Raw genomic sequence first — 22186 nt, forward strand, 5'->3', positions numbered from 1 at the left:
CCAGTTACAGGGAAGGCACCGTCATCGCGAGCAGATAGCGCGCTGATTCGGCCCCGGGGTTGGTGAAAACGCTGCGCCCAAGGCAGCGAAAGCTGATCGAGTCGCCAGCGCCCAGCTCGAAGACCTGCCCCTGCAGAGTCAGCCGCAGCCGGCCTTCCAGCAGGCACAGGTGGTGTTCCAGGCGCGCGACGGTGGGCTCGTCGTAGGCCAGCTCGGCGCCGGGCGCGAGACGGCCCTCGATGACCTCGGTCGCGAAGCCGGCCAGGGGCGGACAGCGCATCAGTCGCTCGAAGCCGCTCTGCACGTCGTGCCAGCGTGGCTGGTCGGCGGCGCGCAGCAGGCGCACGGGCAAGGCCTCGGCTTCGGCGAGCAGGCGGCTCAACGGCAGGCCGTAAGCGCGGGCCAGGCGCGACAGCAGCGTCGCCGTCGGGCTGGTCTCGGCGCGCTCCAGCCGGCTCAGCGTTGCGCGGCTGACGCCGCTTTTCAAAGCCAACTCGTCCAGCGACCAGCCGGCGGCCGTGCGCAGCGCAGCCAGCCGCTCGGCCAGTTGACGCTCGAACTGCCCCTCTTCGCTCAATTCAGAGAATTCTTCTCTCATATGAGAATATGCTAGCCGATATGAAGGACCGCCAGCTCGCTCCATTGATCGCCGCTATGGCCGTCGTGCTGACCTGGGGCGTCAATTTCCCACTGTCCAAGGCCTTGTTCAACCAGGTCGGCCCGACGGGTTTCCTGGGGCTGCGCTACCTGCTGATGCCCTTCTGTGCCGTGGCCCTGCTGTGCTGGCGTTTCGGCATGCGCTGGCCGCGACTGGACCGCGGCGAAGTCTGGCCGCTGGTGCGATTGACGCTGATCGGCCAAGGCCTGCACCTGTTGCTGTCGGCCTACGGCATGCAGGGCTCCACCGCCTTCAGCGCCAGCGTGCTGCTGGCCTGCGGGCCGGTGTTCACACTGCTGATCCTGCGCGCAACCGGCGTGGAGAAACTCTCCGCGGGCCAGGTCGTCGGCGTGGCGATGGCGGCCACCGGCGCATTGGTTTTCACATCGGACAAGCTGCTCGCCGCCGACTGGCAGGCCGGCCTGGGCGACCTGACGCTGCTGGCAGCCGCCGCCCTCTTCAGCTACTACACGGTGGCGAGCAAGCCGCTGATCCAGCACCACGGCGGTGTGACGGTGCTGGGTTATGGCAGCCTCGTGTGCACGCTGCCGATGCTGCTGTGGTGCTCGCCAGCGCTGATGTCCATGGACTGGGCAACGCAGCCCACGTGGGTGTGGCCGGGCCTGGCCTGGCAGGTCGTCGGCGGCGGCTTCCTGGGCTGGCTGGCCTGGGGCTGGGCCAACGAAAAACGCGGCGTGGCCCGCACCGCGCCGCTGATCTACCTGATGCCGCTGGTGGCTGGCCTGATCGCCTGGCTGTGGGGCGGCGAGCAGTTCAGCGCGGCCAAGCTGCTCGGCGCCGGCGTCATCCTCGCCGGCGTGGCCCTCGCCCAGTTCAGCCCTGCGCTGAACGGGCCTCGCGGGCTTCCCGCACGTCCGCAACCGCCAGAGCCGTCATGTTGACGATGCGGCGCACGGTGGCGGACGGCGTCAGGATGTGCACGGGTGCTGCGGCGCCCAGCAGGATGGGACCGACCGTCACGCCGTGACTGGCGCTGATCTTCAGCACGTTGAAGAGGATATTGGCCGCGTCCAGCGTCGGCAGGACCAGCAGGTTGGCGGCGCCCTTGAGCTTGCTGTCGGGCAGGAAAGCCTGGCGCACGCTCTCGGACAGCGCAGCGTCGCCATGCATCTCGCCGTCGCACTCGACTTCGGGGTGAGCAGCGGCAAACAGTTCGTAAGCGCGGCGCATCTTCAGCGCCGATGGGCGGGTGGATGAGCCGAACATCGAGTGGCTGACAAAGGCCAGCTTGGGCGGGAGGCCAAAGCGCCTCACCTCATCGGCAGCCATCGCGGCGATGTCGGCCAACTCTTCGGCGGTCGGGTCGTCGTTGACGAAGGTGTCGGTGATGAAGAGCGTCATCTGCTCCAGGATCAGCGCGTTCATCGCCGCGAACTGGCGCGCGCCTTCACGCAGGCCGACGAGGTCGCGCACCTGCTCCAGGTGGCGGTCGAAGCGGCCGACCATGCCGCAGATCATCGCGTCGGCGTCGCCCAGCTCGATGGCCAGCGCGCCGATGGCCGTGTTGGAGCGCCGCACGGCCGACTTGGCCATCTCCGGCGTGAAGCCGTTGCGCTTCATGCGGGCGTAGTAGGCCTCCCAGTACTGGCGAAAGCGCGGGTCGTCCTCGGGGTCGATGACGGCGACGTCTTCACCCAGCTTCAGCCGCAAGCCAGCCCGCTCGATGCGCGCCTTGAGCACCGCCGGTCGGCCGATCAGCGTCGGCTTGCACAGGCCCTCGTCAAGCGCCACCTGCACGGCGCGCAGCACGCGCTCGTCCTCTCCCTCGGCGTAGATGACGCGGGCGCACTCGGCCTTGGCGGTGGCAAACACGGGGCGCATGAACATGCCGGTCTGGTAGACAAAGCGTTCCAGCGACTGGCGGTAGGCGACGAGGTCCGTCACCGGTCGCGTCGCGACACCGTCGGCCGCCGCCGCCGCCGCAACCGCTGGCGCGATGCGCAGGATCAGCCGCGCGTCGAAGGGCTTGGGGATCAGATATTCCGGGCCGAAGGCCAGCTCCTGGCCGGCGTAGGCCGCGGCCACTTCATCCGACGTCTCCGCCTTGGCCAGCGCCGCGATCTCGCGCACGCAGGCCAGCTTCATGCCCTCGGTGATCTTGGTGGCGCCGCAATCCAGCGCGCCGCGGAAGATATAGGGGAAGCACAGGACGTTGTTGACCTGATTGGGGTAGTCGCTGCGGCCGGTGGCCATGATGCAGTCCGGCCGCACGGCCTTGGCCAGCTCGGGGCGGATCTCGGGCTCGGGGTTGGCCAGCGCCAGGATGATGGGCTGGGTGCCCATGGTCTTGACCATGTCCGCCGTCAGCACGCCGGCGGCCGAGCAGCCGAGGAAGACGTCGGCGCCATCGACCACGTCGGCCAGCGTACGCGCCGCCGTGATCTGGCAATAGCGCTGCTTGGATTCATCCAGCTTGCCGGCCTTCGCGTCCTCACGCTCCGACTGGATGACGCCGCGCGAGTCGCAGACAAAGACGTTGTCGCGCCTCACACCCAGGCCCACCATCACGTCCAGGCAGGCGATGGCCGCGGCCCCCGCGCCGGACACTGCCACCTTGACCTTGGCGATGTCCTTGCCCACCAGCTCCAGGCCGTTGAGCAGTGCGGCCGACGAGATGATGGCGGTGCCGTGCTGGTCATCGTGGAAGACCGGGATGTTCATGCGCTTGGACAGCTCGCGCTCGATGTAGAAGCACTCGGGCGCCTTGATGTCCTCGAGGTTGATGCCGCCCAGCGTCGGCTCCATCGCCGCGATGATGTCGATGAGCTTGTCCGGGTCACGCTCTGCCAGCTCGATGTCGAACACGTCGATGCCGGCGAACTTCTTGAACAAGCAGCCCTTGCCTTCCATCACGGGCTTGGCGGCCAGCGGGCCGATGTCGCCCAGACCCAGCACGGCGGTGCCGTTGGTGATGACGCCCACCAGGTTGCCGCGAGACGTGAAGTCGGCCGCCAGCGACGGGTCCCGCTCGATGTCCAGGCAGGGATAGGCCACCCCCGGCGAGTAGGCCAGCGACAGGTCGCGCTGGTTGCTCAGGGCCTTGGTGGGCGTGACGGAAATCTTGCCGCGCGTCGGGCTGCGGTGGTAGTCGAGGGCGGCGTCGCGCAGTGCGGCTTCGGCGGGTGACAAGGGAGCGTTGTTCTTTTCCATGAGGGTGACTCTGCAGGGAGGAACCCTCAAGGTTACGCCGCGTTTCAGCCCCCGCCGATGCTGGTTTTTTGGCGATCTATGCCGAAGCCGATATCACCCGATCTCGCCCCTCATGCTTGGCACGGTACATGGCTTGGTCGGCCTCGCGCAAAGCAGCCTCCACATCCGCCGCCACCACAGCCTGTGCCACGCCCCAACTCGCAGTGACCTTCAACTCGGCTGGCCACTCAACGCGCGCGAGCACCTGGCGCAGCCGCTCGGCCACGGCCACGGCCTCCTCGGCCGGCGTCTGCGGCATGACGATGACGAACTCCTCGCCGCCCCAGCGCGCCAGCAGATCATCACGCGGCAGGTTGGCGCGCAGCGTGCGGGCCAGCAGCACCAGCACCTGGTCGCCCACCTCATGGCCATGACCGTCATTGACGCGCTTGAAGTGATCGACGTCGACAAACACGACCGACAGCGGGAAGCTCATGTCGCCCTGCACCTGCAGCAGCAACTCCATCGCACGGGTCAGGCCATCGCGATTGGCCACACGCGTCAGCGGGTCGCGCAAGGCCATTTTCTCCAGCGCCCGCGAGCGCTTCATCGAGCGCCGCAAGCGCCCATGAACCGTCCAGCTCTCCCAGGCCAGATAGCCCAGCAGGCTGAACATCCACAGGCCCACGAGACCAAGGCGGAAGGTCTCGGGCGCCACCCAGTTGCCGATCAGCTCGGCGCGCTCCAGCCGGATGAGATGCACGCCCGGCGCCGCCTGGCCGCCGGTGCTCAGGCTGAAGACGCGGATGCGATCCAGCTGTGGGCCCATCAGCGGCACGGGCAAGGGGTGGCTTTGCGCCCACCAGGAACTGACCATGAACTGCGACAGCCGCAACTCCACCGGCACCGGTTGGGCGCCGGGCGCGAAGACGACCTCGTGGGGCTTGAGGTTGAGGGCGCCGCCCTTGGCGGAATAGGCGGGATCGAAATTGCGCAGGAAGACGCGCACCTGCGGCGCGCTGTGGTCCAGCGTCGGGCCTTCGACATGCAGCCAGAGGCGGATGTGGCTGAAGTCGCTCAGATCCAGGTCGTGCTTGAGCAGTTCGATCTGCAGCTCGCAGAACGGCCATTCGAAACCCTGCCGGATCTCACACCGCATCTCGACGGGGCCACCGTCCTGGCTCTTGACCAGGTCGGCCTGGCTGCGCCCGCCACTGCCGCGGTCGTCGACTGCCTGCAGGCTCTGGCGCGGCGCGCGGCCGTCCAGCGCCAGGCGCCTCGTCATCCAATGCTCATTGGCATAAAGGCCCAGCAGCGTCGCGACGACGAGCAGGGCGAGAAGCCAGCGCAGGACCATGCGGCAATTGTGGAGACGCGAGCCCTCGACCGGCGAGGCTGACAGACCCGGCGCGTGAAATCGGCCCGGCTCAGAACAGGCGCGTGGCGGGTTTCGCGGCCAGGGCGGCGCCCAATTTCGGCATCAAGCCTTCCGTCGTGTAGCGGGTCAATACCAGACGCAGTTGCCCCGGCGGCGATACCCAGGCCAACAGCTCGTGGGCGAGTTCGGCCAACGAATCCTCGTCGAGCCCCAGCTCAAGCGTAGCCGCGGCATCCACGCGCAACAGCAGCACCGCGGCCTGGTAGGACACGCCCTGGGCAGCCGCGGTCTGGCCAAACAGCCAGGCCTCCCGCACCGCGGGATGCTTCTGCAGAGCGCCACCCAGTGCTGCGCCATCGGTGGCTGGCAATGGCGCGAGGTCGACCTTGCCCTGCTCACGGTCGGCGGCGAGTTGTTCCAGCGCAGCTTCCCGGCGCGCGCGTACCAGGCGCAGCCAGCCCCCATGGCGATGCCGCTCCTCGGCATTCGCTCCTAGCTCGTCGGCCACCAGCCAGGCCGTGGCCACGTCGCGTTCGGCGGTCTTGTGCGCGCGGCAGGCTTCCAGCAACTGCCGCGCCGAATCGCGACGCTGCGCCTGGATCTCGACACGCGCGCGCAGCAGCAGCTCCAGCGGCGAATCTCCGAGCACCTGGGCGAGCGCCTGTGTGGGCTCGCCCAGCGTCAGCGCCAGCTGCAGGCGACGCGCTGGCGTTGCCTCCGGCCCTGGCACCAGCTCGCGCAACAGCCGATGGCCCATGTGCCAGCGCAGCAGGGCTGCCGCAACGTCGGCCGGCGTCCCCTGCGCAACGGCCTCGGGCAACCAATCGGCGGCAACCACCGACGGCCAAGATCCGTCCGGGGCCACGACGCCCAGCGCGGCGAGACGCTGAGCCAGAGGCGGGTGGGTGCCGGAGCCGGAGGTGTCCTGCACCGCGTCGACACCTTGAGCCGCTTCGCGCCAGGCAGCCACCTCACGCGCCAACAAATCGACGGGCGGCTCTGCGTGCTCACGCATCCAGCGCCGCCGCACCGTGTCGCCGATCAAGGCACGCGGCGCCTGCAGTCGCTGCAGCTGTACCAGCGCACGCGCCAGTTCAACCGGCCCGGCAACCTGGGCGGCCAGCGCATCGGCCTCGAACTCGCAGCGACGCATGTGGGCAAAGCTGAGGCGGTCGAACCAGGGCAGGAAACGGTTCGCGAAACCGGCCGCCGCACGCTCCCAGGGCGAGCTGGCCGCGACAGGGGCGTCGCCATCCTCCAACTGGCTCAAAGCTTCCCAGGATTGGCGGGTGCGATACAGCCAATGGCCCAGGCGGCCATGGCGGCGCGAGAAATGCCCGAGCTCGTGGGCGATGACGGCCTCGGCGGCGGGCACATCAAGCGCAGCGAGCAAGGGCCGCCCCAACACGAGCACCCGCCTCACCGGGCGCAGCGAGACACCGCGATTCAGCTCCAGCGCCCCGGCATTGAGCTCATCGTCCAAGGCGATTGCATGCACGCGCGGCGCCTGCAGCGCATCGGCCAGCGCATTCACCCGCTCAAACAGCTGGGGCGCCTCATCCGGCCGCAACTCGTGCGGCGGCGAGGGCTGGCGCGGCTGTAACACCCAGGCCAGCACCAGGAAAGCCACGACAGCCAGGCCAGCGATGAAGGCATTGCCCCACCAGAGCGCCGGCAGCCCCAGCATCAACGCCAGGGGCATCAGCCAGAACAACTGGTTCAGTGCCGCCGCGCCCAAGGCGACGGCGGCCAGCAGCGCAGGAGCGGGTGCGCCGCCGCGCGCCATCAACCGGCGGCGCGCTTGCTGAGGATCTCGAAGGCCGGCAGGGTCTTGCCTTCCAGCACTTCCAGGAAGGCGCCACCGCCTGTGGAGATGTAGCCCACGTCCTTCTCGATGCCGTACTTGGCAATCGCGGCCAGCGTGTCGCCGCCGCCAGCGATGCTGAAGGCAACGCTCTCGGCAATCGCGCGGGCGATGGCCTCGGTGCCATGGGCGAAGGCCGGGAATTCGAACACGCCGACCGGGCCGTTCCAGACGATGGTGCCGGCGGCCTTGAGCTTCTCGGCCAGCTTGGCGGCCGTCTTGGGGCCGATGTCCAGGATGAGGTCGTCGTCTTCCACGTCGGTGGCCGCCTTGACCGCCGCCGTGGCGCCGGCGGAGAAGGTCTTGGCCGTCACGACGTCCTCAGGGATGGGCACGTCGGCGCCACGCGCAGCCATTGCTTCGATGACAGCCTTGGCCTGGTCAATCAGATCCGGCTCTGCCAGCGACTTGCCGATCTTCAGGCCTGCGGCCAGCATGAAGGTGTTGGCGATGCCGCCACCGACGATGAGGCCGTCGACCTTGCTCGCCAGGGCTTGCAGGATGGTCAGCTTGGTCGACACCTTGGAGCCGGCAACGATGGCGACGAGCGGGCGGCGCGGGTTGGCCAAGGCCTTGGTGATGGCGTCGATCTCGGCGGCCAGCAGCGGGCCGGCGCAAGCGATCTTGGCGTACTTGGCGATGCCGTAGGTCGTGGCCTCGGCGCGGTGGGCCGTGCCGAAGGCGTCGTGCACGAAGATGTCGCACAGGGCAGCCAGTTTCCTGGACAGCTCCTCGCTGCACTTCTTTTCGCCCTTGTTGACGCGGCAGTTCTCCAGCAGCACCAGTTGGCCCGGCGCGACGGAGACGGCGTCGACCCAGTCGCGCTGCAGCGGCACCGGGCGGCCCAGCAGCTCGGCCATGCGTTCGGCCACGGGGGCCAGCGAATCTTCAGGCTTGAACTCGCCTTCGGTCGGGCGGCCCAGGTGGGAGGTGACCATGACGGCGGCGCCAGCGTCCAGCGCCATCCTGATGGCCGGCAACGATGCGCGGATGCGGGTGTCCTCGGTGATCTTGCCGGCGTCGTCCTGCGGCACGTTGAGGTCGGCGCGGATGAAGACGCGCTGGCCGGCCACCTTGCCGGCGGCGATCAGGTCGGAGAAGCGGATGACGTTCATGGTGGGCGGGCAGTTGATGAGAAGAACTGCCTCGATTCTCGCCTCTGCTCTCCACCGTACGGCGTTGTAACCGCGGACCGGCGCTGGGCCGCCCCAAGCCGGCCCGCAGGCGATGTGCTTGCGGCTCAATGCCGCGAGCATCGCCGTCCCCACGGGGGACCGACCAGGCTTGCCCGCGTTCAGCAGGTAAGACTGGGCGAGGGGCCAACAGTTACCAGCCGAGGCCGAGCTTCAAAGGCAGCATGACCGCCATGCCGACGAGGATGGTGCCCAGGATGCCCTTGCGCCAGAAGTAGTAGGCCGTCGCCGCCACTGCCGCGGGCCAGCGCGCGTCCTGCCAGGTCGTGATGAGCTGGCCCTGCGTCATGAAGATCTCGGGCGCGACGACCGCGACCAGGGCCGCCAGCGGCGCGACCTTGAGCAGCTCGCGCAGCCAGTCCGGAATGGGCAGGGGCTTCTCGCCGATCATGAAGAAACTGCGCGTCAACACGGAAATGCCGGCCAGGCCGAACAGCGCCACCCAGGTCATCGCGTCGCTCATGCCTTGCCCTTCCGCGTGTCCAGCCACCAGCCTACGGCGCCCGCCGCAAAGATGGCGCACAGGATGTTGAGCTTGAGCGGCAATGCATAGGTCGCAATCGACACAGCGCCGGCCGTCACAGCCACCCACCACAGCACCTTCTCGGTCAGCAACGAGTAGGACAGCCCCAGCAACGCCAATACGCCGGCGAAGCCAATACCCCAGTGCGGCGGGATGCGGTCGGCCAGCAGGATGCCGGCGAAGGAGCAGGCCTGCCAGGTCGGCCAGTTGACGGCCACGCCGCCCCAGAAATAGCGTTGCTGGCCGGGTACCGGCACGGGGTCCGGATAGCGCTTGACGAAGTAGACGAAGTTCAGGTCGGCCGCGAAATAGCCGCTCAGCAGCCGGCGCACCCTGGGCAGCTGGGCCCAGTAGTTGCGCCATTGCGCGCTGAAGATGACGAAGCGCAGGTTGACGCAGAAGGCCGTGGCCAGCAGCACCCAAAGCGGCGCGCCGGAGGCGATCAGCGGCAGGGCCGTCAGTTGCGCGCTGCCGGCGAACACCAGCAGCGACATGCCCATGGCGAGCGGGATGCTGAGCCCACTCTTGACCATGGTCACACCGGTCACCAGGCCCCAGGCGGCCAGGCCCAGGGAGGGCGAGGCCATGTCGCGCGCGCCGTGGCGGAAATCAGGGTCGGCCGCGAGCGCGCGCAACCTGGAAGTCAGACTCATGCCGCCATTGTCGGCGGCATAGGGCCTGTTCACCCGACAGCAATGGGTCGCGTTGTGGCAAGAAAGGCTGCGAGCAAGGCGCAAACCGCAGCCGGGCCGGTTGCCCGGCGAGGATTTGCAACGCCGCGCGCAGTCTTTCTGGCCACAACCCGAAGGGAAGGTCCGCCGCCAGGGGCCACTCGGCGTTGCATCCCTTGCCCGCACACGAGTGCGGGCGGCGCACTGCGCCTTGATTGGCCCCTGGCGGCGGGCCTTCGCGACCCATCGCTGTCGGGCGAACAGGCCCTCAAATCACTGCCCGATGCGACGGACTTTGCCGCTGCCGGCGACGGAGGACGAAATCTCCGGCGAGCCCGCGTACTTCACGTCACCCGAGCCGGCGATGGACACGTTCAGGCGCTTGGTCGCGTTGACCTGGGCGTCGCCGCTACCGGCGATGCTGACCTTGACGTCTTCCGCCACCAGGTCGGCCGCCTTCACGTCGCCGCTGCCGGCGATGGTCACCTGGGCGCTGGCACAGCGGCCGGCCGCGACGATGTCACCACTGCCGCTGACCTTCATCCCCAGGCGTTCGGCGTCCAGGCCCGCGAAGCGGATGTCGCCGGAGCCGGCGATGGAGGCGTCGACGCCGGCCGTCTTCATGGCCTCGACTTTGACGGTGCCGGAGCCGGCCACAGCGATCGAGCGCAGGGCCGGCATCTCGATGGTCAGGCTGGGGTTGGTCGAGCTGTGCACATTGACGCCCTTTTTGGGCGAGATCTCCAGCGTGCGGCCCTTGCTGCCGTCGACGACGCGGGTTTCGATCAGGGGCAGCAGGTTGCGGTCGGCCTTGACCTCGACCTTGTTGCCCGAACCCTGGCGGATGACGACGTTGAAGCCGCCGGTCAGCGCGACACCGTCGAAGGCGCCCGTGTCGCGGGCCTCGGTAGCGATGTCGCCATTGCCGTTGACGCGCTCGCTGTTGATGGTCCAGCTCCAGGCCTGGGCGGAGCCGCTGAACATGGCGGCGGCCACGAGACCGAGGGCAAAGAGACGGCGGGAGGTGTTCATGTCGGGCTCCATCGGGTTTTGATGGTTCCCATGGTGCCAAGCGGCGCCGGGACGGACCTGACCAACGCGACAGTGCGCAGGATGGAAGGGGCGAAATGCGTCTGGCGGTGCCGGATCAGTGGCCCTTGGCCTTGTCGCCGCCCTTTTCAGACGCCTTTTCAGCGGCTTTCTCGACCGGCTTGGCCTCTGGCTCGTCGGCCGACGGCTTGACCGAGCCCGGGCGCGGCACGACGGGCGCGACGCCCTCGAGCTTGTTCTCACGCATGTACTCGTCCATCTCGCGCCAGCCGGTGTAGACGGCGGCCTTCTGGGCCTTGGGGTTGAGGACGTAGCAGTCCTCGATGGCACGCATCGCATGCCGGCAGGCGCTGCCGATGGCCTTGCCCTCGGCTTCCTTGGCAGCGGCCACTTTGGCGGGGTCGTCGATGCCAAGCTGCTCGCAGGCCGACAGGGCTGCGAGCAGGGGCAGGGCAAGAAGAAGGCGCTTCATGGGCTCAGCTATCGGCCGGCGCGGCTGCAACTTGAGGTCACGGCGAGTCAGCGCCTGGCCATCGCGAGCAGGCGCGTGACGCGTTCCTCGGTCGACGGGTGGGTGGAGAACAGCCCTCGCAGGCCACCACCGGACAGCGGGTTCATGATCATCATCTGCGCCGTCTCCGGGTGAGCCTCGGCGGGTGCCATCGGAATGCCCTGAGCGTAGCGGTGGATCTTGTCCAGGGCCGAGGCCAGCGCGGCCGGGTCGCCGGAGAGTTCCGCGCCGCCGCGGTCGGCCTCGAACTCGCGGGCGCGGCTGATGACCATCTGGATCACCGTGGCGGCCAGTGGTGCAAGCAACGCGATCGCAATGCTGGCGATGACATTGGTCTGCCGGCCGTTCTCGTCGCGGCCGCCGAACAGCCCGGCGAAGTTGGCCAGCATCGAGATCGCGCCGGCCATCGTCGCGCTGACGGTGCTGATGAGGATGTCCCGGTGCGCCACATGGGCCAGTTCATGGGCCATGACACCACGCAACTCGCGCTCGGACAGTACGCGCAGGATGCCCGTCGTTGCCGCGACGGCGGCATGCTCCGGGTTGCGGCCGGTCGCGAAGGCGTTCGGTGCTTCCTCGTCGATCAAATAGACCTTGGGCATGGGCAGACCGGCCCGTTGCGCCAGTTCCTGAACCATCCGATAGAACTGTGGCGCCGTGCTCTCGTCGACCTGCCGGGCGTTGTACATGCGCAGGACCATGTCGGCCGAAAACCAGTAGGCGAAAAAATTCATGCCAACGGCCACCAGCAACGCGATCAGCATGCCGGCCTGGCCGCCGATCCAGGACCCGACGGCCATGAACAGCGCCGTGATGGCGGCCATCAGGACAGCGGTTTTCACCAGATTGAACATGTCACCGGCCCGGAAGTCAGGAATACGTGGGAGATGGTGCCACGCACCCGGGGTTTCAAGCGTCGAAGCGTTCGCCGACGGCAATCGGCCGGGCCTGGAGGAAGGTCGAAGCCGGCCCGCGCTTGCCCCCGGCGCGTTGCAGTTCGGTCAGTTTCAAAGCGCCTTCACCACAAGCAACCTCCGGCCCGGCGGCGATGACTTCACCCGGCTTACCCCGGCCTTCAACGACCTCGGCCCGCCAAACCTTGAGCGCCTCGCCGGCCAGTGTCGCCTGGCCGCCGGGGAAGGGATCGAAGGCGCGCAGCCGGCGCTCGATCACGACAGCGGGCAGCGTCCAGTCGATGGCGCTCTCGGCCTTCTCGATCTTGTGCGCGTAGGTGACGCCCTCGTCGGGCTGGGGCGTCGGCGCCAGGCTGGGCGCCTGCAGAGCCTCGACAATCAGGCGACCGCCCAGTTCGGCCAACCGGTCATGCAGGGCCGCGGTCGTGTCGTCGGCGCGGATGGTCTCGCGGCCGATCAGCAGCATGTCGCCGGTATCCAGGCCCGCATCCATTTGCATGATGGTGATGCCGGTCTCGGCGTCGCCAGCCTCGATGGCACGGTGGATGGGCGCGGCACCGCGCCAGCGCGGCAACAGCGAGGCGTGGATGTTCAGGCAGCCGCGGCGCGGGGTGTCCAGCACCCACTGCGGCAGGATGAGGCCATAGGCGGCGACGACCATCACGTCGGCATCTGCCGCCCGCAACGCCTCGCGCGCCGCAGCCGCGTCAGCGGCATATTTGCCGTCCAGTTTCAGGCCCTGCGGCTGGGCGACCGGGATGCCGGCCGCAACGGCGCGTTGCTTGACCGCCGAAGCCTGCAGCTTCATGCCACGCCCGGCCGGGCGATCGGGCTGGGTCAGCACCAGCGGCACGGCAAAACCGGCAGCCAGCAACGCGTCCAGCGCAACGGCAGCGAATTCTGGCGTGCCAGCAAAGACGACGCGCATCACAACCTTTGGTTGCGCTTTTTGGCCTCGAGCTCTTCCTCGCGCGTCTTCTTGACCATCTTGGTCTTGATGCGGTCGCGCTTGAGCGGGCTCAGGTATTCGACGAAGACCTTGCCCAGCAGGTGATCCATCTCGTGCTGCACGCACACGGCCAGCAGGCCATCGGCCTCGAACTCGTAGACCTCGCCGTCGCGGTTGGTGGCGCGCACGGTGACCTCGGCGTGGCGCGGCACCTTGTCGTAGATCTGCGGCACCGACAGGCAGCCTTCCTCGCCCTCGACCATGCGCTCGCTGAGACGAACCAGCTCGGGATTGATCAGCACGCGCGGGGTGTCGCGATCCTGCGACGTGTCGATGACGATGACGCGCTCATGCACATCGACTTGCGTCGCGGCCAGGCCGACACCATCGGCGGCGTACATGGTTTCCAGCATGTCATCGACGAGCTGGCGGATGCGCTCGTCCACGGCGGCCACCGGTTTGGCAACGGTGTGCAGACGCGGGTCGGGGTAGCGAAGGATGTGCAGTTGGGCCATGGCGCCTTGTAAGCACTCGCAAACGAGCGCTAGCGGTTGTTGGTTGCCCCCGGTGATTGCGGGCAGAATCGCCTGGATTTTCGCCGATCCGGCAATCCCCTCGGAGACCGCGCCAGATGCCCGTTGCCCGCCCAGCCCACTTCGCAGTCCTTGCGACCTGCCTCGCCCTCGCGACGGCGACCTCAGCCTGGGCGCAAACCAGCAAGCTGCCCGTCACCGCCGAACAGCGACGCGTCGCCGATCAGGTCGCGTCCGCGGGCGTGCCCCTGGCCGAACTGGCGCCCAATGCGCCGGACAGCCACACGGTGCAGCCAGGCGACACGCTTTGGGACATCTCCAAGCTGTTCCTGAAAAGCCCCTGGCGCTGGCCCGAGCTCTGGGGCATGAACCGCGACCAGATTCGCAACCCCCACCTGATCTACCCGGGCCAGGTGCTGCTGCTGGTCAAGGTCGATGGCCGGGCCCGGCTGCAACTGGCACAGGGCGTCGGCGGCAGTACGGCCGGCAATGGCGTGGTCAAGCTGCGGCCGCAGATGCGCATTTCGGCGCTGGATTCCAGCCCCATCCCAAGCATCCCGCTGCACCTGATCCAACCCTTCCTGACCGACGCTGTCGTCTTCGACACTGATGCGCTGGCCACGGCACCGCGCATCGTCGCCGCCCAGGAAGGGCATGTGCTGCTCGGCCCGGGCGAACTGGCCTATGCGCGTGGCGATTTCGGCAGCGGCACCGACTTCCGCGTCTTCCGCAACGCCCGCCCGCTGCGCGACCCAGCCACCAACGAGATCCTGGGCTACGAGGCCCCGTATGTCGGCACGGCTGAACTGACCCGTCTGGGCGAGGAGCGCACCGGCGCCGATGGCAAGGCCGAGATCGTGCCGGCCACGATGACCGTCCGGCAGATCAAGCAGGAGGTCGGCATCGGCGACCGCCTGGCGCCGGCACCGGCACGCAATCTCGAGCTGTATGTGCCGCACGCGCCCAGCCAGCCCATGGCGGGTCAAATCGCGGCCATCTACGGCGAGGCACTCAACGCAGGCCAGAACCAGATCGTCGCGCTCAACCGCGGCAAGCGTGATGGCATCGAGCGCGGCCATGTGTTCGCGCTGTGGCGCGACGGCGCCAGGGTCATGGACAAGACCCAGGAGAGGGCCGAGGCCATCAAGCTGCCCGACGAGCGCCACGGCATCCTGTTCGTCTTCGAGGTCTATGAGCGCGTGTCCTATGCGCTGATCATCTCGGTGAAAGAGCCGGTTCGACCGGGCGACCGCTTTACCCAGCCCTAGAGAATGGAGCCCCTCGCCCAAGGAGTACCTTGGTCGGTCTTGCAGACCGCGCTGCGGCGGGTGCCGCAGCCCTTCGGTAGGCACATCGCGCCCACTGGGCGCAATGTGTCCGGCCTCAGCCCCCGAGGGAACGGCGATGCTTGCCGGATTGACCGGCAAGCACATCGCCAAGGCGGGCCGGCTCGGGAGCGGCCCAGCGCTCGGCCCGGCGGTTCTTCGAACCGCTGATGCTGACACCCATCGAGCTTGTCGCCTGGCTGCGGCTCACCGAGAGCGTGGGCCCGGCAGCGGCGCGGCGGCTGCTGGCCATGGCCGGCAGCCCGCAGGCTGTCTTCGAACTCCCCGCCGTCGCCCTGGACCAGGCGCTGCCGGGCAAACAGCGCGAGGGCTTCAACAAGCCCCCTGACCATCTCGACGAATTGATCGACAAGGCCCAGGCATGGTTGGCCGAACCCGGCCATGACCTGCTCGTTCTCGGCGATGCCGACTACCCACCCCGCCTGCTGGCCACGGCCGACCCACCGCTGCTGCTGTGGCTGCAGGGCCGGCGCGAACTGCTGGGCGCGCCGTCCATCGCCATCGTCGGCAGCCGCAACCCGACCGCCCAGGGGGGCGACAACGCGCGCGCCTTCGCCCGGGCGCTGGCACGCGGTGGCTACACCATCGTCTCGGGCCTGGCCCTGGGCGTGGACGCCGCCGCGCATGAGGGCGCCCTGGACGCCGACGGCGCCACCATCGCCGTCGTCGGCACCGGGCTGGACCAGGTCTACCCGCGCCGCAACGAGAAGCTGGCGGCGCGGCTACTGGCCGGCGGGGGCCTCATCGTCAGCGAGTACTCACTGGGCACCCCGGTGCTGCCGGGCAACTTTCCGCGCCGCAACCGCATCATTGCCGGCCTGGCCCAGGGCTGCCTGGTCGTCGAGGCCGCCGTGCAGTCGGGCTCGCTGATCACGGCCCGGCAGGCCGTCGAGGCCGGCCGCGAGGTGTTCGCCATCCCCGGCTCCATCCATTCACCCCAGGCCCGCGGCTGCCATGCGCTGATCCGCCAGGGCGCCAAGCTGGTCGAGTCGGCCCAGGACGTGCTGGAGGAGCTGCCGCCGCTGGGCAAGCTGTGCGTGACGCCCGAGCCTGCCGAGACGCCTCACGAGCAGCAGGCGCTGCTGGACGCCATGGGTTTCGATCCGGTCAGCCTGGATGCCCTGATGGCCCGCTGCGGCTGGCCGGCGGCCGAGCTCAGCGCCGCCCTGCTGGAGTTGGAGCTCGACGGACACATCGCCCGCCTGGCGGGCCAGCTCTTCCAGCGCCGACGGCAGGGATGAGGACAGGCTGGGCAGCAGAGACGGCGAGCTTAACCGCGGATATCAGAGCCTGATCCGAGGGGTTATTCGCGTCCGGAGTGCGCCAGACCCTGGGCTATCATCCCCTCACGATGTTCGATGTCCTGGTTTATCTCTACGAGACCTATTGGCGCCCGGACGCCTGCCCCGATCACGCGCAACTCGCGCGAAAACTGACGGCGGTGGGCTTCGAGAACGACGAAATCCAGGAGGCCCTCTCCTGGCTGGACGGTCTGGCCGCGTCCGGGGAGTCCTACCAGGGCGAGCAGAGCGAACACGCGATGCGCGTGTATTCGCCCGCGGAGATGGAGCACCTGGGCGAGGAGTCGATCAGCTTCGTCAGCTTCCTCGAGTCGGCCGGCGTGCTGCCCGGCCCGATGCGCGAGATGGTCATCGACCGCGCCATGGCCATCTCCGGTAACCCGATGGACCTGGAAGATCTGAAGATCATCGTGCTGATGGTGTTCTGGAGCTTGGGCGAAGAGCCCGATGCGCTGATCCTGGACGAGCTGTTCGTTGCCCCCGAGGATCGGCTGATCCACTGAACCCGCTGATGCACCAAGAACAAAGGACGCCGGGGCGTCCTTTTTCAATTCCTGAATCAGTTGGGGTCAGAGCAGCGCGCTACGCGCGCAAGTCTGACCCGCAAATCATTTGAGCAATTGCCCGGGATCGGCATCCAGCTTGGCCAGCGCCTTGCGCGTGGCCTGCACGGTCAGCGCTTCGTCCTGGGCAGGCAGCAGCAGGCCTGCCTGCAGGAAGGCGGCCATGCGGTTCAGCGAGAACAGCACGCCGCGGCCCTTGGGCGTGACGAACAGCGCCAGTTGCTTGCGCAGGCCCCGCCAGGCCAGCTGCACCTGCTCGTTGCGGCCGCGGTAGTCGAGCATGAACCAGCCGCCGACCTGCAGCTCGCGCGCCCAGGCCACCATGGCCGGCGTCGGCGCCGAACCGCCTTCGGCGACGACCTCCATGCCCTCGGATTCGTGGCCGGACAGGTCGCGCACCAGCATCTCGTCGACATGGCTGTCGCCGCCTTCGATGTCCTCGGGCAGCATGGCTTCCAGTGTCTCGAGCTGGTCCATCAGCTCGTCCAGGCGCTCGCGCGGGATGGCGGCCGTCTTGGCCGTGAAAGCGGCGGCCAATGCGTTGTTGAGCTGGCGCACATGCTCGTCCTGCTTGTCCGTCGGCAGGCCGGCGTGGCTCATGCCATCGCGCAGCGTCTTGAGCAGGGGCGGCAGGCGGCGGATGACCTCGGCACGCTCCTCGCGCGAGGCCTTGGAGCTGGCGCTCCAGATCAGGTCGGCGGCGGCCCGCTTCATGGACTTGGTCACGTCGGACTGGGCGCCCGCGCGCACCGCCGTGACGGCCAGCACGTCGGCCCAGACGTGGAAGAGGAAGTCGCGCACGCCGTCCTGTACCGGCACCTCGGACAGCATCTTGCGCAGCTCGATGGTGTACTGGATGGCCAGGGTTTCGCGTTGCTCGACCTGCTGGGCCAGCGACACGCCGCGCTTGGAGGCCTGGTTCTCGTTCTCGAAATAGTGGTCGAGGAACTTCTCGAACTCGGTCAGCACGGTGGCAAAGACCCGCCGGCCGGTGTCCGGATAGGCCTCGACGACCTGCACGACGCGCTTGATCTCGCGCTCCAGCGCATCGTTGCTGGCGCGCTCCGAACCCGGGCCACTGACCTGGGCCGTGTTGAAACCCATCACGCACGCGCCCATGCGGTCAATGAGACGACGCGCCGGATGGTCGGCGGCGGCAAAGAAGTCGGGTTCGCTGACGGCCACCCGCAGCACCGGCATCTGCAGCCGCGCGAACCAGACCCGCACCGTGGCCGGGATGCGCTCCTCGGTCAGGATGCTCTGGAACATCATGGCGACGATCTCGATGGTCGCGCGTTCGGCCGGGTTGCTCGCGGCCTGCTTCAGGACCTGCTTGAAGGCCTGGTTGCGCGCGCCAATCTCCTCCAGCGCACGCGGGGCGCTGGCGCTGCCACCGGTATCCACACCGCCAGCTGCGCCGGGGCGGCGCTGCAAGGACTCCTGGGCATGCTTGATGGCACCCATCAACCGCGGCGAGGCGGCGGAAACGGAGACGGGCGGCGCATCGGCCAGCGACGGCCTGGCCACGGAGGCGGGTGCATCGCCGCTCGATGAACTGCCACCACCGAGGGCACCGGCATGGCTGGGTGTCACATCGGCCAGGCTCGGCTTGCCGCCACCCGGGCGGGCCGGCACCTGGCTTTTGACGACCGGAAAGCCCGGCACATGGCGGGCCAGCACGCGCTGCAGTTGGGCCATGACTTCGTCGGCCTGGCTGCTCGCCTTGCTGCGCGCCGATGCCCCACCCGCGACCATCGGCACCGGGCCTGACGTGGGGGCGAGACCCGGGCCGGGAGACACCGGCGGTGGCGGCGGTACCGGCGCGCCAGTGGCCGTCGCCGTCGCCGCCGTAGCGGCCTGGGCCGTGCGGCGGATGAAGGGCCGCAGATCGACCTCGGGCAGCACCTTCTGGGCGATCAGCCAGCGGTTGGTCTCGTGGTAGGCCTCGCTGATGAGCTGGGCGAATTCCTCGTGAAGCTCATGGTGCAGCAGCTGCCAGATGTTCGCGTCCAGGCCGACGCGGGTCCAGGCGTCCAGCGCCACGCGGGCCACGACATGGGCCCGCAGCAGGTCCAGCGGTTCCAGGTCGTCATGAGCCTCCAGGGCCTGCATGCGGGTGCGCAGGTCGGTGAATTCCCAGGTCGCCCGGTCCATCATGACCAGGGCCAGGCGGGAGCTGGTGATCTCGCGCTCGATGGTCGAGTCGTCGACCAGGCTCATCTTCACCGACTGGGCCGGCACGGTCGTGTCGTGCTCGCGGGCGTTGTCGGAGACGCCGTGCACTGCCGCGTGGCGCAGCGCCGCGACGACGGCCATCTGCCAGTTGGGGCCCAGCTTCTGCCAGGCCTGCACCGCGTCGCGCCTGGCCATCATGATGGCGTGGGGGACGCCGTGGGCCAGTTGCTGGCCAGCGCCCTGGCCGACCGCAGCGACCAGGGGCGTCATGCCGCGCACCAGAGCTTCCAGATAGACGCGCCGCGCCTGGGTCGCCAGGGCCTGGTTACGAGCGGCGGTCATGGACTGGTGAGGGCTGCGCGGCTGGAATGTTGGGTTGCGATCACTCTACACGACGGCCCCGGAGTTCGGGTCATTGGGGTCGTCACGATTCACGCCCGCCTTGACCAGGTCCTCCCGCTTGACGCCCAGCCACATGGCGATGGCCGCCGCCACGAACACCGAGGAGTAGATGCCAAACAGGATGCCGATGGTCAGCGCGACGGCGAAGTAATGCAGCGTCGGCCCGCCGAACAGCAGCATGGACACCACCATCAGCTGCGTGCAACCGTGGGTGATGATGGTGCGGCTCATCGTCGAGGTGATGGCGTGGTCGATGACCTCGTGGGTGTTCATCTTGCGGAACCTGCGGAAGGCCTCGCGCACCCGGTCGAAGATGACGACCGACTCGTTGACCGAGTAACCCAGCACCGCCAGGATGGCCGCCAGCACCGCCAGCGAGAACTCCCACTGGAAGAAGGCGAAGAAGCCCAGGATGATGACCACATCGTGCAAGTTGGCGATGATGCCGGCGACCGCGAACTTCCATTCGAAGCGAATGGCCAGGTAGATCATGATGCCGATGACCGTCGCGGCCAGTGCCTTGGCGGCGTCCTGGGCCAGCTCGGCCCCGACGGCCGGGCCGACGACCTCGGAGCGCGACAGCTTGATCGGCTCGGCGCCATCGGCTCGTCTGCAGATCTGCTTGCTGACCTGCTCGCCCTGGGGCGTCACTTCCTGATGCTCGCTGATCGTGCCGGCCTCGGCCGTGCACAGCTCGGTGAAGACCTTGCCGACCAGCTCGGTCTGCTTGATATCGCCGCGCACGGGCAGGCGGATCATCACGTCGCGCGAAGAGCCGAAGTTCTGCACCTGCACTTCGCCGAAGCCCATCTTCTCGACGACCAGGCGAGTCTTCTCGATCTCGGCCGCCTGCGGGTAGGCCACCTCGATGACCGTGCCGCCGGTGAACTCGATGGAGAAATGCAGGCCCCGCGTGACCAGGAAGAACACGGCGGCTGCGAAGGTGATGAAGGAGATCGCGTTGAAGACCAACGCATGCTTCATCAACGGCAGGTCGCGCTTGATGCGAAAGAGTTCCATGTTCTAGCTTTCTCAGGCCTTGGCGGCGACGTCGGTCGTCTCGGCGGCGGGCTTGTCGGCGTCGGGCCTCCAGATCTGCCCGATGGACACGCTCTTGAGCTTCTTCTGGCGGCCGTACCAGAGGTTCACCAGGCCGCGCGAGAACACGACGGACGAGAACATCGAGGTCAGGATGCCCAGGCAATGCACGACGGCAAAGCCCTTGATCGGGCCGGAGCCGAACACCAGCAGCGAGACACCGGCGATCAGCGTCGTCACGTTGGAGTCCAGGATGGTGGCCCAGGCGCGTTCGTAGCCCAGGCGGATGGCCTGCTGGGGCGATTCGCCGCCACGCAGTTCCTCGCGCACGCGCTCGTTGATCAGCACGTTGGAGTCGATGGCCATGCCCAGCACCAGCGCAATGGCGGCGATGCCCGGCAGGCTCAGCGTGGCCTGCATCATCGACAGCGCCGCGATCAGCAGCAGCAGGTTGAAGCCCAGCGCCAGCGACGAGAACACGCCGAACAGCAGGTAGTAGACGCACATGAAGGCGGCCACCGCGGCAAAGCCCCAGGTGACGCTGGCGATGCCCTTCTCGATGTTCTCCTTGCCCAGGCTCGGGCCGATGGTGCGCTCTTCGATGATCTCCATCGGCGCGGCCAGCGACCCGGCGCGCAACAGCAGGGCCGTGTCGCTGGCTTCCTGGGTCGTCATCGCGCCGCTGATCTTGATGCGGCCACCGCTCAATTCGCTGCGGATGACCGGTGCCGTGACGACCTCGCCCTTGCCCTTCTCGAACAGGATGATGGCCATGCGCTTGCCGACGTTCTCGCGCGACAGGTCCTTCATGATGCGGGCGCCCTTGGCGTCCAGCGTCAGGTCGACCGACGGCGAGTGGTTCTCGTCGAAGCCGGGCTGAGCATCGACGAGGGCGTCACCGGTCAGCACCACCTGGCGCTTGACGATGATGGGGCCGAAGCCGCGGTCGATGAAGCGCTCGGTGCCGAAGGGCACGGGCCCGTTGCCCTTGAGCGCCTCCAGCGACTCGCTGCCGTCGTCCACCATGCGCAGCTCCAGCGTGGCGGTGCGGCCAATGATGTCCTTGGCCTTGGCAGTGTCCTGCACGCCCGGCAGCTGCACGACGACGCGGTCGGCGCCCTGCTGCTGGATGACGGGCTCGGCCACGCCGAGCTCGTTGACGCGGTTGTGCAGGGTGGTGATGTTCTGCTTGATGGCGGCGTCCTGCACCGCGACCTGGGCCTTGGGCGCCAGGCTGCCGGACAGCTGCAGCTCGCTGCCTTCGCCCTGCGGCGTCCAGACGACATCAGGCAGCTGCGTCTGCAGCAACTCGGTGGCAGCGGCGCGCTGTTCGGCGTCGCGAAAGGCGATGACCACCGTGTTGCCGTCGCGGCTGATGCCGGCGTGGCGGATGTTCTTGTCACGCAGCATGCTGCGTGCATCGCCGGTCAGCGACTCGGCCTTCTTGGTCAGTGCCGCCTTCATGTCGACCTGCATCAGGAAGTGCACGCCGCCCCGCAGGTCCAGGCCCAGGTACATCGGGTTGGCATGCAGGCTGGCCAGCCATTGCGGCGAACGCGACAGCAGGTTCAGCGCGACGATGTAGGTCGGCTCGGCAGCATTGGGGTTGAGCTCCTTGCTGATGACGTCCTTGGCCTTGAGCTGGGTGTCGGTGTCGCCAAAGCGCGCCTTGACCGAGTTGCCGTCGAACTGGACGAAGTCCGCCTTGATGCCGGCTTGCTGCAGTGCGGCCTCGATGCGGGTGGTCATCGAGTTGTCGACCTTGACGGTCACCTTGGCACTGGACACCTGCACCGCCGGCGCTTCGCCGAACAGATTGGGCAGGGTGTAAAGAGTGCCGATCAGCAGCGCGACGAGCAGGATCGCGTACTTCCAGAGCGGATAGCGGTTCATGGGGACTTCCTTGTATGCGCCTGCACGGCGTAATCAGCAGCGCCCGGGCGGCCGTGGCCCGGGAGATGGGCGCA

Annotated in this window: 19 protein-coding genes; 4 read left to right on the forward strand and 15 right to left on the reverse strand. The window is 68.2% G+C overall.

Annotated features, from left to right (window positions below):
• Positions 1-4: 4 nt before the first annotated feature.
• Entirely contained in the window at positions 5-598 is a 594-nt protein-coding gene (locus ACXJKJ_RS06970) for a helix-turn-helix domain-containing protein (RefSeq protein WP_056205199.1), read from the reverse strand.
• A 20-nt stretch (positions 599-618) separates the two neighbouring features.
• Here ACXJKJ_RS06970 and ACXJKJ_RS06975 point away from each other — a divergent pair, with 20 nt between their 5' ends.
• Entirely contained in the window at positions 619-1560 is a 942-nt protein-coding gene (locus ACXJKJ_RS06975) for a DMT family transporter (RefSeq protein WP_457389585.1), read from the forward strand.
• On the opposite strand, the gene ACXJKJ_RS06980 is transcribed toward ACXJKJ_RS06975, so the two are convergent.
• The 11 genes from ACXJKJ_RS06980 to def all read right to left on the reverse strand — a co-directional run bounded on the left by ACXJKJ_RS06980 (position 1493) and on the right by def (position 13376).
• Positions 1493-3829: an NADP-dependent malic enzyme gene (locus tag ACXJKJ_RS06980; RefSeq protein ID WP_457389586.1), complete on the reverse strand. Its 2337-nt coding sequence runs from the start codon at positions 3827-3829 to the stop codon at positions 1493-1495. The two genes, ACXJKJ_RS06975 and ACXJKJ_RS06980, sit on opposite strands and share 68 nt — an antisense overlap.
• Before the next feature lie 76 nt (positions 3830-3905).
• Complete coding sequence (locus ACXJKJ_RS06985) at positions 3906-5165, reverse strand: GGDEF domain-containing protein (RefSeq protein ID WP_457389587.1); 1260 nt, start codon at positions 5163-5165, stop codon at positions 3906-3908.
• A gap of 70 nt (positions 5166-5235) precedes the next feature.
• Complete coding sequence (locus ACXJKJ_RS06990) at positions 5236-6972, reverse strand: M48 family metalloprotease (RefSeq protein WP_457389588.1); 1737 nt, start codon at positions 6970-6972, stop codon at positions 5236-5238.
• The gene (locus ACXJKJ_RS06995) at positions 6972-8165 is read right to left on the reverse strand and encodes a phosphoglycerate kinase (protein WP_457389589.1); all 1194 of its coding nucleotides are present in this window, start codon (positions 8163-8165) and stop codon (positions 6972-6974) included. Before ACXJKJ_RS06995 ends, ACXJKJ_RS06990 begins: the two co-directional genes overlap by 1 nt.
• 211 nt (positions 8166-8376) lie before the next feature.
• Entirely contained in the window at positions 8377-8706 is a 330-nt protein-coding gene (locus ACXJKJ_RS07000) for an AzlD domain-containing protein (protein WP_056205211.1), read from the reverse strand.
• Entirely contained in the window at positions 8703-9419 is a 717-nt protein-coding gene (locus ACXJKJ_RS07005; protein WP_457389590.1) for an AzlC family ABC transporter permease, read from the reverse strand. The genes ACXJKJ_RS07000 and ACXJKJ_RS07005 overlap by 4 nt, the downstream gene beginning before the upstream one ends.
• A 291-nt stretch (positions 9420-9710) precedes the next feature.
• Positions 9711-10469, reverse strand: coding sequence for a head GIN domain-containing protein (locus ACXJKJ_RS07010; RefSeq protein ID WP_162247880.1), 759 nt, complete (start codon positions 10467-10469; stop codon positions 9711-9713).
• 115 nt (positions 10470-10584) lie between these two features.
• Entirely contained in the window at positions 10585-10959 is a 375-nt protein-coding gene (locus ACXJKJ_RS07015) for a hypothetical protein (RefSeq protein ID WP_056205217.1), read from the reverse strand.
• Between the two features lie 47 nt (positions 10960-11006).
• Positions 11007-11852, reverse strand: a complete 846-nt coding sequence (gene htpX / locus ACXJKJ_RS07020; protein WP_457389591.1) for a zinc metalloprotease HtpX — start codon at positions 11850-11852, stop codon at positions 11007-11009.
• Between the two features lie 55 nt (positions 11853-11907).
• Positions 11908-12840, reverse strand: a complete 933-nt coding sequence (gene fmt / locus ACXJKJ_RS07025) for a methionyl-tRNA formyltransferase (RefSeq protein WP_457389592.1) — start codon at positions 12838-12840, stop codon at positions 11908-11910.
• Positions 12840-13376: a peptide deformylase gene (gene def / locus ACXJKJ_RS07030; RefSeq protein ID WP_056205224.1), complete on the reverse strand. Its 537-nt coding sequence runs from the start codon at positions 13374-13376 to the stop codon at positions 12840-12842. The genes fmt and def overlap by 1 nt, the downstream gene beginning before the upstream one ends.
• Before the next feature lie 116 nt (positions 13377-13492).
• Here def and ACXJKJ_RS07035 point away from each other — a divergent pair, with 116 nt between their 5' ends.
• The 3 genes from ACXJKJ_RS07035 (at position 13493) to ACXJKJ_RS07045 (ending at position 16544) form a co-directional block, all read left to right on the forward strand.
• On the forward strand, positions 13493-14662 hold the full coding sequence (locus ACXJKJ_RS07035) for a LysM peptidoglycan-binding domain-containing protein (protein ID WP_457389594.1): 1170 nt from the start codon (positions 13493-13495) through the stop codon (positions 14660-14662).
• A gap of 227 nt (positions 14663-14889) precedes the next feature.
• Complete coding sequence (dprA, locus tag ACXJKJ_RS07040) at positions 14890-15981, forward strand: DNA-processing protein DprA (protein WP_457389595.1); 1092 nt, start codon at positions 14890-14892, stop codon at positions 15979-15981.
• A 110-nt stretch (positions 15982-16091) separates the two neighbouring features.
• Entirely contained in the window at positions 16092-16544 is a 453-nt protein-coding gene (locus tag ACXJKJ_RS07045; protein WP_056205310.1) for a DUF494 family protein, read from the forward strand.
• A 105-nt stretch (positions 16545-16649) separates the two neighbouring features.
• On the opposite strand, the gene ACXJKJ_RS07050 is transcribed toward ACXJKJ_RS07045, so the two are convergent.
• The 3 genes from ACXJKJ_RS07050 to secD are packed head-to-tail and all read right to left on the reverse strand — an operon-like array spanning position 16650 to position 22112.
• On the reverse strand, positions 16650-19121 hold the full coding sequence (locus ACXJKJ_RS07050) for a DUF1631 family protein (RefSeq protein ID WP_457389596.1): 2472 nt from the start codon (positions 19119-19121) through the stop codon (positions 16650-16652).
• Positions 19122-19166: 45 nt separating this feature from the next.
• Complete coding sequence (gene secF / locus ACXJKJ_RS07055) at positions 19167-20201, reverse strand: protein translocase subunit SecF (RefSeq protein ID WP_056205235.1); 1035 nt, start codon at positions 20199-20201, stop codon at positions 19167-19169.
• 12 nt (positions 20202-20213) lie between these two features.
• Positions 20214-22112: a protein translocase subunit SecD gene (gene secD / locus ACXJKJ_RS07060; RefSeq protein WP_457352588.1), complete on the reverse strand. Its 1899-nt coding sequence runs from the start codon at positions 22110-22112 to the stop codon at positions 20214-20216.
• Positions 22113-22186 lie beyond the last annotated feature (74 nt).

It is taken from the genome of Roseateles sp. P5_E1 (assembly GCF_054049335.1).

Excerpts from the sequence above, each read along its gene's own strand:
- ACXJKJ_RS06970 (WP_056205199.1), bottom strand. The coding sequence starts at position 598 with ATGAGAGAAGAATTCTCTGAATTGAGCGAAGAGGGGCAGTTCGAGCGT.
- ACXJKJ_RS06975 (WP_457389585.1), top strand. The coding sequence starts at position 619 with ATGAAGGACCGCCAGCTCGCTCCATTGATCGCCGCTATGGCCGTCGTG.
- ACXJKJ_RS06980 (WP_457389586.1), bottom strand. The coding sequence starts at position 3,829 with ATGGAAAAGAACAACGCTCCCTTGTCACCCGCCGAAGCCGCACTGCGC.
- ACXJKJ_RS06985 (WP_457389587.1), bottom strand. The coding sequence starts at position 5,165 with ATGGTCCTGCGCTGGCTTCTCGCCCTGCTCGTCGTCGCGACGCTGCTG.
- ACXJKJ_RS06990 (WP_457389588.1), bottom strand. The coding sequence starts at position 6,972 with ATGGCGCGCGGCGGCGCACCCGCTCCTGCGCTGCTGGCCGCCGTCGCC.
- ACXJKJ_RS06995 (WP_457389589.1), bottom strand. The coding sequence starts at position 8,165 with ATGAACGTCATCCGCTTCTCCGACCTGATCGCCGCCGGCAAGGTGGCC.
- ACXJKJ_RS07000 (WP_056205211.1), bottom strand. The coding sequence starts at position 8,706 with ATGAGCGACGCGATGACCTGGGTGGCGCTGTTCGGCCTGGCCGGCATT.
- ACXJKJ_RS07005 (WP_457389590.1), bottom strand. The coding sequence starts at position 9,419 with ATGAGTCTGACTTCCAGGTTGCGCGCGCTCGCGGCCGACCCTGATTTC.
- ACXJKJ_RS07010 (WP_162247880.1), bottom strand. The coding sequence starts at position 10,469 with ATGAACACCTCCCGCCGTCTCTTTGCCCTCGGTCTCGTGGCCGCCGCC.
- ACXJKJ_RS07015 (WP_056205217.1), bottom strand. The coding sequence starts at position 10,959 with ATGAAGCGCCTTCTTCTTGCCCTGCCCCTGCTCGCAGCCCTGTCGGCC.
- htpX (WP_457389591.1), bottom strand. The coding sequence starts at position 11,852 with ATGTTCAATCTGGTGAAAACCGCTGTCCTGATGGCCGCCATCACGGCG.
- fmt (WP_457389592.1), bottom strand. The coding sequence starts at position 12,840 with ATGCGCGTCGTCTTTGCTGGCACGCCAGAATTCGCTGCCGTTGCGCTG.
- def (WP_056205224.1), bottom strand. The coding sequence starts at position 13,376 with ATGGCCCAACTGCACATCCTTCGCTACCCCGACCCGCGTCTGCACACC.
- ACXJKJ_RS07035 (WP_457389594.1), top strand. The coding sequence starts at position 13,493 with ATGCCCGTTGCCCGCCCAGCCCACTTCGCAGTCCTTGCGACCTGCCTC.
- dprA (WP_457389595.1), top strand. The coding sequence starts at position 14,890 with ATGCTGACACCCATCGAGCTTGTCGCCTGGCTGCGGCTCACCGAGAGC.
- ACXJKJ_RS07045 (WP_056205310.1), top strand. The coding sequence starts at position 16,092 with ATGTTCGATGTCCTGGTTTATCTCTACGAGACCTATTGGCGCCCGGAC.
- ACXJKJ_RS07050 (WP_457389596.1), bottom strand. The coding sequence starts at position 19,121 with ATGACCGCCGCTCGTAACCAGGCCCTGGCGACCCAGGCGCGGCGCGTC.
- secF (WP_056205235.1), bottom strand. The coding sequence starts at position 20,201 with ATGGAACTCTTTCGCATCAAGCGCGACCTGCCGTTGATGAAGCATGCG.
- secD (WP_457352588.1), bottom strand. The coding sequence starts at position 22,112 with ATGAACCGCTATCCGCTCTGGAAGTACGCGATCCTGCTCGTCGCGCTG.